The organism is Caldisalinibacter kiritimatiensis, assembly GCF_000387765.1.
Classification (GTDB): domain Bacteria; phylum Bacillota; class Clostridia; order Tissierellales; family Caldisalinibacteraceae; genus Caldisalinibacter; species Caldisalinibacter kiritimatiensis.
The window spans coordinates 1-14,867 of sequence record NZ_ARZA01000125.1; the positions used below are offsets into that span (position 1 = coordinate 1).

9 protein-coding genes and 1 pseudogene are annotated in these 14,867 nt (G+C 30.8%); 6 read left to right on the forward strand and 4 right to left on the reverse strand.

Translation table 11 applies throughout. The features are described 5' to 3' along the window. Positions 1-409: 409 nt before the first annotated feature. A complete protein-coding gene (locus L21TH_RS05890) occupies positions 410-1,606 on the forward strand; it encodes a MalY/PatB family protein (protein WP_006311767.1) in 1,197 nt (398 codons plus the stop codon). A gap of 40 nt (positions 1,607-1,646) precedes the next feature. Here the strand turns inward: L21TH_RS05890 and L21TH_RS05895 are convergent, their stop codons facing one another. Then, positions 1,647-2,900, reverse strand: a complete 1,254-nt coding sequence (locus L21TH_RS05895; protein WP_006311768.1) for an NAD(P)/FAD-dependent oxidoreductase — start codon at positions 2,898-2,900, stop codon at positions 1,647-1,649. A gap of 228 nt (positions 2,901-3,128) precedes the next feature. Between L21TH_RS05895 and L21TH_RS05900 the strand changes: the two genes are divergently transcribed. Together L21TH_RS05900 and L21TH_RS05905 are read left to right on the forward strand one after the other, a co-directional pair. Then, positions 3,129-4,358: a lysophospholipid acyltransferase family protein gene (locus tag L21TH_RS05900; protein WP_006311771.1), complete on the forward strand. Its 1,230-nt coding sequence runs from the start codon at positions 3,129-3,131 to the stop codon at positions 4,356-4,358. 21 nt (positions 4,359-4,379) lie between these two features. Further along, positions 4,380-5,732 carry a sodium/glutamate symporter gene (locus tag L21TH_RS05905; RefSeq protein ID WP_006311772.1) on the forward strand — a complete coding sequence of 451 codons (1,353 nt, stop codon included), beginning with the start codon at positions 4,380-4,382 and terminating at the stop codon, positions 5,730-5,732. Between the two features lie 90 nt (positions 5,733-5,822). On the opposite strand, the gene L21TH_RS05910 is transcribed toward L21TH_RS05905, so the two are convergent. Then, positions 5,823-6,401: a zinc dependent phospholipase C family protein gene (locus L21TH_RS05910; RefSeq protein ID WP_006311779.1), complete on the reverse strand. Its 579-nt coding sequence runs from the start codon at positions 6,399-6,401 to the stop codon at positions 5,823-5,825. Positions 6,402-6,700: 299 nt separating this feature from the next. Here L21TH_RS05910 and L21TH_RS05915 point away from each other — a divergent pair, with 299 nt between their 5' ends. From L21TH_RS05915 to L21TH_RS15205, 3 genes and pseudogenes are all read left to right on the forward strand, one after another. Beyond that, the gene (locus L21TH_RS05915) at positions 6,701-8,050 is read left to right on the forward strand and encodes an MFS transporter (RefSeq protein ID WP_006311780.1); all 1,350 of its coding nucleotides are present in this window, start codon (positions 6,701-6,703) and stop codon (positions 8,048-8,050) included. A 3-nt stretch (positions 8,051-8,053) separates the two neighbouring features. Further along, positions 8,054-9,178: a GNAT family N-acetyltransferase gene (locus tag L21TH_RS05920; protein WP_006311781.1), complete on the forward strand. Its 1,125-nt coding sequence runs from the start codon at positions 8,054-8,056 to the stop codon at positions 9,176-9,178. Between the two features lie 30 nt (positions 9,179-9,208). Next, a pseudogene (locus L21TH_RS15205) lies at positions 9,209-10,305 on the forward strand (DUF3810 domain-containing protein). A gap of 68 nt (positions 10,306-10,373) precedes the next feature. Here L21TH_RS15205 and L21TH_RS05930 read toward each other — a convergent pair. Continuing rightward, positions 10,374-13,805 carry a pyruvate carboxylase gene (locus L21TH_RS05930; RefSeq protein ID WP_006311783.1) on the reverse strand — a complete coding sequence of 1,144 codons (3,432 nt, stop codon included), beginning with the start codon at positions 13,803-13,805 and terminating at the stop codon, positions 10,374-10,376. Between the two features lie 44 nt (positions 13,806-13,849). After that, positions 13,850-14,851 carry an isocitrate/isopropylmalate dehydrogenase family protein gene (locus L21TH_RS05935; RefSeq protein ID WP_006311784.1) on the reverse strand — a complete coding sequence of 334 codons (1,002 nt, stop codon included), beginning with the start codon at positions 14,849-14,851 and terminating at the stop codon, positions 13,850-13,852. Positions 14,852-14,867: the final 16 nt, after the last annotated feature.

A 14,867-nucleotide genomic window follows, 5' to 3' on the forward strand; every position in this document is an offset into this window, starting at 1 on the left:
TATTTTTTTTACTAATTTTCTGTGGATAAGTTTAATTTTGTATTTTGCAACTATCTATTTATGTATTTAACAATACACAATGAAATAAATTCTATTTCTTTCCCATATCTCCACCTTTCTGTCTAAATTTTATTTCATTTTGTGTTGCATTTACATTTTACGACACCTTGCGACGTTATTCAAGTAAAATTATGTAAAAATCTTGTGACAACTTTGTGACGATTTAAACCACTAATTATTTTCTTACTTTTTTGACAATGTTTTTGGTAGGCATAATTGACTTATTAACGATTAACTAATAAAATAAAAATAAGTGTAATTTATTAAACAATTGTAATTATTTTTAGTCAAATATTAATTTTGGCTATATTTCCTACTTTTCAATTTAAACTAGTATAGGAGGAGTAAAATGAAATACGATTTTGATAAAATTATTGATCGCTGGAATACACATTCAGAAAAATGGGATGGTATGCTTGAAAAATTTGGTACAAATGACCTTTTACCAATGTGGGAAGCTGACATGGACTTTGAAGTTGCCCCACCTATTAAAGAAGCTATGATTAAGAGAGCTGAGCACGGAGTTTATGGATATACAGTACGTGAAGACTCTTTCTTTGAAGCTATAATAAATTGGCAGAAAAGAAGAAATGGTTGGGATATACAAAAGGATTGGATTAGAAATACAGCTGGAGCTATCCCTGCTATTGCAGTCGCAGTTAATGCATTTACTAAGCCCGGCGAAAAAGTAATCATTCAAGACCCTGTATATTATAGATTTTTTAACTCTATCACTATGAATGGTAGACATGTAGTGCATAACACAATGATTTATGAAGATGGTGAATATAAAGTAGACTTTGATGGTTTAATAAAACAAATAGACCCAACTGTAAAAATGATAATATTATGTAATCCACAAAACCCTGTAGGTAAGGTATTCACTAAAGAAGAATTGTTGAAAATAGGTGAAATTTGTTTAGAAAATGATATTGTTATAGTATCTGATGAACTATATTCAGACATAGTTTTCTCAGAAAATAAGCATATACCTATTGCATCTTTATCTAAAGAATTAGAGATGAATACTGTTACTGTATTTGGTCCAGGTAAAGGATTTAACTTATCAGGATTAAAGGCATCTATTACTGTTATACCTAATCCCAAATTAAGACAAGCCTTTGATTATGTAGCAGATGCGATGCAAATCTGTCTAAAAAATCTATTCTCTATAGAAGCTGTAGAAGCTGCTTATAATTATGGTGAAGAATGGCTAGACGAAGTTGTTAAATATTTAGAAGAAAATAGAAACTTTATGGTAGACTATATTGAAAACAATATACCTAAAGTTAAAGTCATAAAGCCAGAAGGAACATATATAGCGTGGATTGATTTCAATGAACTAGGTATGACTGATGAAGAACTTGAAAAGTTTGCAGTTGAAAAAATGAAGGTTGGTTTCAAATACGGATATACCTTTGGACGTGGTGGAAGCGGATTTGTGCGTATAAACTTTGGTTGTCCACGTTCCATGCTTAAGGATGGCCTTCAAAGAATTGAAAATGCAGTAAAGGAATATCTTAAAGAAAATAATATACAAGAGTAATTTTTAAGTATATACTGGGCTGGATCCAACCAGCCCATTTTCAATATAATTCCTGTAATGTACTTTTTCTATTGAATTTAAATAATTCTAAATCAGGTGATGGATTTCCTAGATATAAATCCCTTAGCATCTGTCCTCCTAATATAGCATAAAGAATACCATTTGCTCCGTATCCTAAACAAAAATAACAGTTAGGTAATCCCTCATATTCTCCGATATAAGGCAAACTATCATTTGTATCACCAAATATTCCATTAAAATTATATTCTATCTCTAAATCATTGATGTCAGGAAAATATGATTTTAAATTATTGAATAGGGTATTATATTTTTCCTTTGATATAGGGTCGCTATTAGTTAATTTAGATAGTTTACTTCCCCTATTTTTTATTTGTAAATCCTCTCCACCGATAATTATTCTATTATCTAACGTTGCTCTTAAATAAGTGTATGGTGATTCTGTATCCCTTATAATGCATTGATTATGCCATCCATTAAAGCTCTTTATAGGTTTAGTAACTACTGTAAAACTTCTATAAAGGTTAACTATTTTCTCTTTTACATAGTTTATAGCCTCAAATCCTGTTGCTATAATTACTTTTTTAGCCTTTATTTTAAATCTATTTCTTGTAGATAAAATTACATAATCATCTTTATTAATAATCTTTGAAATTTCAGTATTTTCATAAATTCTCATTCCATTATTCAAGGCATCAGATATAAGGGCATGGGTAAATCTATATGGGTCAATTTCAGCAGCACCACTGTTTGAATATATCCCTGCTTTTACTGGAAATGAAAATCTATTTTTTGCTGAGTTTTCATCTAAAAACTCCACATCAAAACCATTTTTCTTTCTTAATTCATATTCATCTTTCATACTTTTATATTCTGCTTCATTTTTACTATAATAAAAACAATCTCTATAGGTAAAGCTACACTTATCATCTAATGTATCAATAATACTCCCTATATCATATACTGCTTTTTCACATAATTTAAAACACCTTGTAGCTTTTTCTTCTCCTATCATCATCTTTAATCCAGTCAAATCTGTATCTATCTCATATTGAAGTATAGAAGTTGATGCACTGGTGCTACCATACCCTACAATATTTTTATCTACAATTACTGTATCAATTCCTGCTTTAGCAAAATAATATCCGCAAATAGCTCCTGTTATTCCCCCACCAATAATAGCAACATCACATTCAATATCTTCGCTTAAATATGTAAATTTCCTTGGTATATCATTTATTTCAGTCCAAAGGGTATTTTCTGATACTAATTCCATATTATATTATCCTCCTGTTTTTATATCTTCTGTTTATAATAGTTTTTTCATTAAGTTTAAATATATACTTATGTTTTCTGATATTATATAATTAAAAGAGGGTAATAAATATATATGAAATTTAACACAGTGTTGATGGAGACTAATAATCAAGTATGTTACAATTTTGTAAATACAGTTTATATTAAAAACTTCATAATCTTATTTGTTTAAAGGGGGATTTCTATCTTGACTAAAAAAACAAGAAAAACTTCTAAAACATTCTACAACTTTTTACAACTTACCCTTGGTACTTATCTAAAGAAAAGTCACAATATTAAGGCTGATACTAAAGATATAGATAATCTTAAACCACCGTTCTTACTACTCGGTAATCATACTAACTTTTGGGACCCTTTTTATATGGGGATATATATAGACGAGCCTGTATATTATGTAACATCAGATGCCCATTTTAGAATACGTAGCTTAAGATTTTTACTAAAATTGATAGGAGCTATACCAAAAACTAAGTTTTTATCTGACCTTAGAACAGTAAAAGAAATTATTAGAGTGAAAAAAAACAAAGGAATAGTAGGAATTTTCCCTGAAGGTAAAAGAAATTGGGATGGTAAAACAGAAAAAATACTATATCCTACTGCTAAACTTGTTAAAATGCTTAAAATTCCAGTTGTTGTATCTTTAATGAAAGGGGCTCACCTAGCTAAACCAAGATGGGCCAAACATTCACGTAAGGGTGAAATTTTCATTTCATATAAAAAAATATTAACTCCTGAAGAAATTTCGTCTTTATCAACTGATGAAATTTATGAAAAGCTCTGCCAAGCCCTTGCACATGATGAATATGAATATCAAAAGAAACATATGATTCCATTCAAAGGTAAGAAACTAGCAGAAAATCTAGAACTTTTTATATTCACTTGTCCTCATTGTAAGACTATTGGGTCTTTAAAATCTGATGACAACAAATTCTATTGTACAAGCTGTGGATACACTACCTATTATAATGAATACGGGTTCTTAGACAAGGGCTCTGAGGAATTTTATTTTAATAATACACGAGACTGGAATGAATGGCAACTAAAGAACCTTGAAAGCATAATATACAATTCTAAAGATAACTTAGAAGAAAATATTCTACAAGACAAAAAAGTGACACTTTTTAAAGGTCGTGGGCTAAAACCACTTAAGAAATTTTCTATTGGTGACATAAATATAAATCATAAAACCTTTAATTTTATTAGTTCATTAGGAGATAAGTTAACTTTTGAACTAGACAAAATTAATGGAGCAAATGTTCAATTAAATTACAAACTCGAATTTTATTATGAAAAAACTCTTTACAGGTTTATATTTGATGATTCTAGTGTTTCTGCTTATAAGTGGGTAAAAGCTCTAGAAATATTAAAGAAAAAAGCAGAAGTCTCTAAAAACATACCAAAAACAACTGTATCATAACAAATTAAAGGAGGACTTTAAGTGGATGCATCATGGTCAATTGTTGTAGATTTTACTTTATTATCTCTTTTTCTTGGAATAGCTACTTATCTTAAAAGAAGGGTTCATTTTTTACAAAGGTTTATAATACCTACATCTATGGTAGCTGGTTTTATTGGTCTTATACTTGGTCCAGAAGTATTAAATATAGTGGATTTGGATATTCAAAGACTAGGTAATATCGTATACCATCTTATGGCCATAGGATTTATAGCTTTAGCATTAAAAGACAGAAATCGTGAAAAAAACAAAGAAGTTACTAAAACTGGGGCTTATATTGTCTCTACATACCTAATTCAAGGTATAGTAGGCTTAGGTGTTTCTTTAATACTAGTCAATACTTTGTATCCTGACCTATTTCCTCCATTTGGTTTACTTTTACCATTAGGATATGGTCAAGGTCCTGGTCAAGCATACTCTATAGGTACACAGTGGGAACAACTTGGTTTTTCTAATGGTGGAAATATTGGTTTATCTGTTGCAACATTAGGTTTTTTATGGGCTTGTATTATAGGTATACTTCTTATAAACTTCTTAACCCATAAGAAAAAGGCTTATAAGATTCTTGAGCCAAAAACTACTGAACCTAAAAAAATTTATGAAGAAAGTGAACAAGGAGATATACCCCTTAGTGGTTCGATAGATAGAATCTCTATTCAGTTGTTTTTAATAGGAATTGTATATTTAGCTACTTATCTTACTCTTAGAGGTTTATCTATTGTATTAAACCCATTAGGTAATTTCGGACAAACTCTATCTCAGCTTCTTTGGGGATTCCACTTTATTATAGGTACAATATATGCTATCCTTCTTAGAGTAATATTTGATTTTCAAAAGAAAAGAGGAAAAATGACACACAATTATCCAAATAACTACTTGCTACAAAGAATATCAGGTGGAGCCTTCGATTTTATGATAACTGCTTCAATATCTGCTATATCTATTTATACTCTTAAAGAATATATAGTGCCTATATTATTGATAACTTCTTTAGGAGGATTAGTTACGGTATTATATACAATCTTTTTATGTAAAAAAATATTTAAGAAACATATTCTTGAATACATAGTTGCTTTATATGGTATGTTGACTGGTACAATCTCTACTGGACTTGCTTTATTAAAAGAGGTTGACCCTAATTTTGAAACACCAGTTGCAGAAAATCTCGTATTAGGAAGTGCAATTGGATTATTCCTTGGACTACCTCTAATGTTAATATTAAATATACCTGTATTTGCATATGTATCTAATCAACCTCAAATGTATGCTTATACTTTTCTTGCATTCATAGGTTATTTAAGTGTATTATATATCTTTGTTTTAAGGAGGAAATAATGAAAGCAGGTAACTTGCTTTTAGCTGTTCGCTTTTTGCTAAAAACAAAGGTGTAAAAAGTAAAGCGGTCCTTTAAAGGACCGCTTTATGCTACGCAGCTTTTTCTTTTCTGTGTAATGAAATTGCTCTTTCTATTACATAAGAGGTGACAAGGAAACAAGCTTTCAACGCATGGACTAAGTCATTATCTATATTCCATTTATTATTTTTATACGATTCTTCAACAGATAATATAGTTTTTAATAAATTACTTCTCTTAAGCTTTCCTAGTTCATAGTCAGAAATATTTAATATGTCTTTTTTATTTATCTTTTTGAATCTATTATGTATACGGTATTCGTACATAATATGCTCCATCATATTACCTTCTATTTCATCTTCATAATAATGGGCACTACAGAAAAAGTCAGTCATAAAGTGATTTATTACTCCTAAATCTACGGAAAATTGTTTTAATGTAATATTTTCAGCATTAATTATTCTATTAATTTCTTCAATTACAAAACCTAATGAATCCTTCATAGTATGAGATTTAGTAAATAACCTATATGCTATATCTGGCTTTACATTACCATACATGAAATGGTTTTTGTCCAATTCAATGTTAAAATGTGTCTTAACGTAATCATATATCTTCAAAGATATTAATCTGTGTGTAGTTATGAACACATTAATCATCTCCCTATATCCTTGTAATATAATTTTATATTTATAATGTTAATTTCTTAAGAAGTTTTTGTAAAAGTTATATAAAGATATATATTTCAATAAATTTTGTATTGCATTTACCCATTCTATATTTTACATTTTTTGTATAGTTTGTATGCTTTACTGTTTTTTATTCTGATTCAATGTAAATAAATAAAGTTTTTATGTCAATGGTGTTTATTTGTAACATTTAAATAAGTTATAATAAATGTATAATATATCCTTTCATTATATTAGTATCTTATAAGGGGGTTATCACTTTGACTATAAAAACAGAACAAAAACTAAAGATTCATCAAAAAATATTATTTGGTATTGGGGATTTAGCTGGTTGCTTATCAAATACCATAATAGGCTTTTTTTATTTATTTTATTTAACTGATGTCGTAGGCTTAAGACCAGCATATGCTGGTGCAGCTATTCTACTAGGAAGAATATGGGATGCTATAACCGACCCTTTGATAGGCAATATTTCTGACCGCACTAACTCGAGATGGGGACGAAGAAGAGTGTTTCTATTATTTGGTTCTATTCCATTAGGATTAACCTTTTTCTTATTGTGGACAGTATCTAAAAATTGGACTCAATTCGAAATGTTTATATACACTACTATAACCTACATAATACACATGACAGCTTTAACTTCAGTTATGGTTCCTTATCAAACACTTACCGCAGAAATGACTAATGACTACGACGAAAGAACTTCCCTTACTGCTTATAGAATGTTATTTTCAATATTAGGTGGTTTAGTTGGAGTTATTGTACCTAAATTAATTGTTGATGGATATTCGTCTGATATTAAAGGATTTCTTATTATGGGAATCGTATTTGGTATAAGTGTAGGTTTAGCACCTCTTTTCCCTTTCTTAGGAGGTCGTGAAAGAGGTAAACCTATCAAATCTTCATTTTCAGTAAAAAAAGATATTAAAACAATATGGGAAAATAAACCCTTTAGATTTATATTACTAATGTTTTTAATGACATGGACTGCTATTAACTTACTTGAAGCTATGTTTATGTATTTCTTTAAATACTGGCTAAAGTTGGACAATCAATTTGAAATAATCGTAGGTCTTATATTCATTGTTGCAGCTATATTTATACCCTTCTGGGTTAAGGTCAGCAAACATCAAGGCAAACGTCGTGCCTACATATTAGGTATAGGTTTTTTTGGAATCTGTATTATTGGTATTACATTCATTCAACCTGGAATGCTTGTAACAACCTTTATCATGGCAAGTTTAATAGGTATAGGGGTTTCAGCTGCCCATGTTATACCCCATTCTATAATTCCAGATAGCATTGATTATGGACAAGTTCAAACTGGAGAACAACGTGAAGGTATGTACTATGGAGTTTTAACATTCCTACAAAAGGTTGGTACAGCTTCTGCTATAGGTATTTCTGGTATGGTACTTGATTATGTAGGATATATACCTGATACTGTACAGTCTAGTCAAGTATTATGGACAATTAGAATTTTATTAGGTCCTATACCCGGCATTTTTCTTTTAATAGGTATAATTTGTATATACTTTTATCCAATTGACCGAAATATGTTCCAAGAAATGATTCTTGAAATGGAAACATCAAAGGGGGAGGCTTAAATTATGATAGACATTATAGAAGTTAAAGATAAAAAGGGATTAAAAGCATTTATTGACTTACCGTGGGAATTATATAAAGATGACCCTAATTGGGTTCCTCCACTGAAACATAGCATGTATAAAACTCTAAAGGGAATAAATAATCCATTATTTATGTGTGGTCCTCATACATTCTTTTTAGCTTATAAGGATAATAAACCAATTGGTAGAATACTTGTTGGCATTAATGAAAAGCTAAACAAAGAAAAAAACAAAAAGGAAGGTTATATAAGTTTATTTGAATCTATAAATGATAAAAAGGTTGCTTTTTCATTACTTGACCAAGCAATAAATTGGTTAAAAGAACGTGGAATGAACTCAGTTACTGGCCCTGTATCTCCTACTAATGGAGATGACAATAGAGGACTGCTTGTTAAAGGTTTTGATGGGCCTCCTGTATTAATGAACTCATATAATCCTAGTTACTATCCTGAATTTTTCGACCAATATGGCTTTGTTAAAGACATAGATTTATTAGCATATTATTTTGATCCTAATACTGTACCAGAAAAAAAATTTAAACGAGTAGTAGAATATGCTATGAAAAAATTTGATTTTAGAGTAGATAAATTTAATTTTAAAAATCTAGATAGAGAAATTAAAGATATGAAAAAGGTCTTAGATGTGTCAATGCCTGAATCTTGGGAACATCTTACTCCACCATCCTTAGAAGAATTAAACGCTGAGGTTAATGCATTAAAATCCTTTGCAGACCCAGACTTACTTTATATGGCTCGTTCTAATAAAGACAATGAACCCATAGGTTTTGTAATAGCTTTACCAGATTATAATCAGGTGCTAAAAAAACTAAATGGTAAATTACTACCATTTGGTTTCTTAAAGTACCTATGGTATAAACATAGAATTACAGGCATGAGAATATTTGTTCAGTTTGTAGTTCCTAAATTTAGAAATAAAGCTGTAAATGGAGCAATCTTTTATAAATTAATGGTAGAAAGCAAACGTAAAGGTTATACATATGGTGAAGGCTCAACTATAGGAGAAATGAACATAGAATCTAGGCGTAGTGTAGAGGGTGCTGGAGGACAGCTTTATAGAATATATAGGCTTTACAAAAAGGATATTTAAACTATACATTAGAAAGTAGGTAAATGATATATGGAATATAAAAACATACTAAAAAAATTATCTTTAATTATTTTAATACCACTCGGAATACTAATTACTCATATTTCTTCCCATCATCCTACTTTTGTAGAGAAAATATATTCAACTAAAATTAATAAAATATTTATTCAAATTTTAAGCTCAATAACTGGGATAGTAAGTTTTTCTATAGGTGAATTTATTGTTTTATCAATAATAATATTATTTATCATTACTTTAATTAAAACCATCACTAAACTTATAAACTCAAAATCAAACTGGCAATATACATTACTATCATTTATATTAAATATTCTTATGTTTATAAGCATTGTATATTTTATGTTTATAACTATGTGGGGACTTAACTATCACCGTCTATCCTTTGGTGAAATATCGGGACTTAATACATCTAAGGCTTCTATAGATGAATTGGAATTACTTTGTGAAGTACTAATAAATCGTACCAATAGACTAAGAGAAAAAGTTACTGAAAATGAAAACGGCATAATGACATTTTCATATCAAAAATCGATGCTATATAAAAGGTCTAAAATAGGGTATAACAAAGTATCTGACATTTTTCCAGAGCTTAGTGGTAACTATGGTATACCTAAAGGTGTATTTTTATCTGAAGCTTTATGTTATATGGGGATTACCGGTATATACTTTCCCTTTACCGGAGAAGCAAATGTAAATACAAAAACCCCTGCTCCAATGCTTCCTGCTACTATATGCCATGAAATGGCACATCAGCGTGGTTTTGCAAGAGAGGACGAAGCAAACTATATTGCATATCTTACATGTAATATGCACCCTGATATTGAATTTAAATATTCAGGAAATCTATTAGCGTTAATTCATTCAATGAATGCATTATACAAATATGATAGGGATAGATATATAGAATTAGCAAAGAAATATACTGATAAAGTATATCGTGATTTAAAATATATAAAAGAGTTTTGGAAGCAATATGAAGGTCCATTGAAAAAGCATCTACTGAATTAAATGATACTTATCTTAAATCTAATATGCAAAAGGATGGGGTTCATAGCTATGGAAGAATGGTTGATTTGCTTATTGCTGAAATGCGAAAGAGTAATTAAAAGCGGCCTACGGCCGCTTTATGGGGGATTGATAATGAGTTAATTTGGGTATATAGGTAACTAATAATTTAAGCTTTTAGCTTAATTATTAGCTGTCCTGACTCAACTTGTTGACCTTCTTTAGCTATTACTGCTTCTACTGTTCCAGATGTTGAAGTTGTAATATTTGTTTCCATCTTCATAGCTTCAATAATAGCTATAGTCTGATTTTCTTTCACTTTTTCACCTGGACTAACTAACATTTTTGTAACTGTACCAGGAATACTAGCTCCTATCTCTAATGGATTATTAGGGTCAACCTTTTGTACTAAATCAGATTTTTCTGCTGCTACAGTACTAGCTTTATCACGTATCTTTATGGCTCTTCTACTATCATTTACTTCAAATTGAAGTGTTCTATTGCCTTTTTCATCTAGTTTCCCTATTTCTAATAGTTTGATAGCTAATACTTTCCCCTCTTCTATTTCAACTTGACATGTTTCTCCTTCATTTAAGCCATGGAAGTAAATATCACTTCCCATTTTACTTAAATCCCCGTGTTCTTTAATATATTTGAGATACTCTTCAAATACCTTTGGATATAAAGCGTAACTTAAAATATCCTTCTTAGTAGGCTCTATATCAAACTTTTCTTTTAGTTTTTGTGCTATTTTATCGAAATCCTCTGCTTCAAGTAGCTCCCCAGGTCTACAAGTAATAGGCTTTTCACCCTTTAAGACTAATTGCTGTAGCTTCTCAGGGAATCCACCCATAGGCTGCCCCATCATTCCTCTGAAATAGGTAACTACTGAATCAGGGAAACTCATATCCTTAGCTTTTTCATATATGTTTTCAGGTGTTAAATCATTTTTTACCATGAAAATTGCCATATCCCCTACTACCTTTGAAGATGGGGTTACTTTAACTATATCTCCTAACATTTCATTAACCTTTTTATACATTTCCTTTACTTCATCGAATCTATGACCAAGTCCAAAGCTTTCAACCTGAGGTCTAAGATTAGAATACTGACCTCCTGGTATCTCGTATTTATATATTTCTGCTGTACCTGATTTCAGTCCTGATTCAAATTGACTATATACTGGTCTAACTGCATTCCAATAATTAGAGATTTTTTGAATGTCATCTAATATTAACCCTGTTTCCCTATCTGTATTTTCTAATGCTGCAACTACTGAATTTAATGGTGGTTGACTCGTTAAACCTGACATACTATCAAAGGCAGTATCTGCTATATCTAATCCTGCTTCTGCTGCCATTAGTATTGTCGCTACACCATTTCCACTTGTATCATGGGTATGAAGATGAATTGGTATACCTATTTCATTTTTCAGTGCTTTTACAAGCTTATATGCAGCATAAGGCTTTAATAACCCAGACATATCCTTTATTCCTAAGATATGCACACCTGTTTTCTCTATCTCTTTAGCTAAGTTTACATAGTAATCTAAAGTGTATTTATCTTTTTTATCATCTAATATGTCCCCTGTATAGCATATACATGCCTCTGCTATTTTCCCACATTTTAATACTTCATCAATTGCTACTTCCATTCCCTTAAGCCAGTTTAAGGAATCAAATATTCTATATACATCTATCCCACTTTCTGCTGATTCCTTTATAAACTCTCTAATTACATTATCAGGATAATTTTTATATCCTACGCCATTAGACCCACGAATAAGCATTTGTAGTAATATATTTGGCATTAATTTTCTTAATTCTTCTAGTCGTTTCCATGGAGATTCCTTTAAGAATCTATAGGCTACATCAAATGTAGCTCCTCCCCACATTTCAACTGAAAATAAATCCTTAGCCAATACTGAAGTAGCTTTGGCTATTTTAGTCATATCTATAGTTCTCATTCTTGTAGCCATAAGGGACTGATGAGCATCCCTCATAGTTGTATCTGTTAATAATAGCTTTTTCTGATTCTTAATCCAATCTACAACTCCGTTAGGTCCTTTGTCATCTAGTAGTTGCTTTGTACCTGATAACAATCTGTCTTCTACTTTAGGCACTATAGGTACATCAAAGTCCTTTTTATTTCCCTTTGTCTCATTAACTACCTTTTCACCTATATAGTTTAATACCCTTAGCTCTACATCTACCTTTGGAGTTATATCAAATAGTTCAGGATTATTTTCAATAAAGTTAGTATCACACTGACCTTTCAAAAAGGTTTCATGATTTAAAACATTTATAAGAAAAGCTGTATTTGTTTTTACTCCTCTAATCTTAAGCTCCCCTATTGCCCTAACCGATTTTCGAACGGCATCTTCAAAGGTTCTAGCCCAAGAAGTGACTTTTACTAATAAACTATCATAATAAGGACTTATTACTGAGCCTGTAAAACCATTACCTCCATCTAATCTAATACCAAATCCTGAACTAGTTCTATATATATCAATAATTCCTGTATCTGGTGCAAAGTTATTAAGTGGGTCTTCTGTTGTTACCCTACATTGTATTGAATAGCCTCTAGGCTGTATATCCTGTTGACTCTTAATCCCAATCTCTTTAGAATCTAAAGAATAACCTTGAGCTATTAAAATTTGACTTTGTACTATATCTATACCTGTAACCATCTCTGAAACGGTATGCTCAACTTGTATCCTAGGATTCATTTCAATAAAGTAGTGGTTTCCATCCTTATCTAAAAGAAACTCTACTGTTCCTGCTCCTCTGTAATTAACTGCTTTTGCAAGTTTTAATGCATCATTACAAATAGCTTCTCTTTGCACTTGTGTAAGACAAAGTGCAGGAGTGAATTCTATTACCTTTTGATGACGTCTTTGTATTGAACAGTCCCTTTCATATAAGTGGACTACATTCCCATATTTATCTCCTAAAATTTGTACTTCTATATGTTTAGGCTTTTCTAGATATTTTTCTATGAAAATATCATCTATTCCGAAAGCTTTTTTAGCTTCATTTTTAGCACTTTTAAATTGAGTTAATAAATCCTTTTCATCCTTAACTATCCTCATTCCTCGTCCACCGCCGCCGGCAGCAGCTTTAAGAATTACTGGATATCCACATTTTCTTGCAAACTCTAAAGCTTCTTCCTCTGATTTTATTGGTTTTTCAACTCCAGGAATAGTTGGTACTCCAACATTTTGTGCTAAAAGTTTAGATTTAATCTTATCTCCTAGTTCTTCTATCATTTGATAGCTAGGTCCAATAAACTCTATTCCAGCCTCTTCACATTTCCTAGCAAACTCTGCATTCTCAGATAAAAAACCATATCCCGGATGTATAGCATCTACTCCTTTGTTTAAAGCGAGGCTAATTATCTCATCTATATTAAGGTAAGCTTCAATAGGCCCTTTATTTTTACCTATCAAATATGACTCATCTGCTTTAGTTCTAAAAAGAGAGTTCTTGTCTTCTTTTGAATATATAGCCACTGTTCTAATTCCTAATTCTTTACATGCTCTAAATACCCTTATTGCAATTTCTCCTCTATTCGCTACTAAAACTCTTTTAAATTTCTTCATTCAAACACCTCACCTTAATTTGATTAGCTAATAATATAATATTATTATTCCATTCTTTTGATTATCTCATTAGCAAATTCTCTAGTTCCTAAATTTCCTCCTAAATCCTGTGTTAAGCTTTTTCCTTCTTTGATTACTTCAGATAATGCTGTTTCTATTTTTTCAGCTTCTTCATACTTTCCTAAATATTTAAGCATCATTATTCCAGATAATATAGTAGCAGTAGGATTTGCTATATTTTTTCCTGCTATATCTGGAGCTGACCCGTGTACTGGTTCAAATACAGCTATATCGTCACCAATATTTGCTCCCGGCACTACTCCTAATCCCCCAACTAATCCAGCTGCCATATCTGATAGGATATCACCATATAGATTAGGAGCTACTATTATATCATATTTTTGTGGCTGTTGTATTAATTTCATACTCATTGCATCTACTATCATGTCTTGAAATTGTATATCTTTATATTTTTTTGAGCTTTCTATGGCACTTTGTAAAAACATACCATCTGAAAGTTTTAAGATATTAGCTTTATGCACTGCTGTTACTTTCTTATATCCTTCTTTTTTAGCATATTCAAAGGCAAACTTAATGATTCTATCACAAGCCTTTCTCGTTACAATCTTTATACTTTCAGATGCATCATTTCCTACCATATGCTCTACGCCTGAATACAATCCTTCTGTATTCTCTCTTACTATAATTAAATCTACATTATCATATAAAGATGGTATCCCTGCATATGACTTTATAGGTCTAACATTAGCATATAAATTTAGATTCTGACGTAAAGCCACATTCACACTTCTAAATCCCTTACCTACTGGAGTTGTTATGGGTCCCTTTAGTGCCACTTTATTCTTTTTTATACTTTCAATAACATACTGAGGAAGAGGGGCTCCATAAGCAGGCACTACTGAAGAACCTGCAGTTACTATCTCCCACTCAATATCTACACCACTGGCATCTATTACATCCTTTGTAGCTGATGTTACCTCTAAACCAATCCCATCTCCTGGGATTAATGTAACCTTTAAAGCCATTTATATTCTCCTTTCA

Excerpts from the sequence above, each read along its gene's own strand:
- L21TH_RS05890 (WP_006311767.1), top strand. The coding sequence starts at position 410 with ATGAAATACGATTTTGATAAAATTATTGATCGCTGGAATACACATTCA.
- L21TH_RS05935 (WP_006311784.1), bottom strand. The coding sequence starts at position 14,851 with ATGGCTTTAAAGGTTACATTAATCCCAGGAGATGGGATTGGTTTAGAG.
- L21TH_RS05920 (WP_006311781.1), top strand. The coding sequence starts at position 8,054 with ATGATAGACATTATAGAAGTTAAAGATAAAAAGGGATTAAAAGCATTT.
- L21TH_RS05895 (WP_006311768.1), bottom strand. The coding sequence starts at position 2,900 with ATGGAATTAGTATCAGAAAATACCCTTTGGACTGAAATAAATGATATA.
- L21TH_RS05930 (WP_006311783.1), bottom strand. The coding sequence starts at position 13,805 with ATGAAGAAATTTAAAAGAGTTTTAGTAGCGAATAGAGGAGAAATTGCA.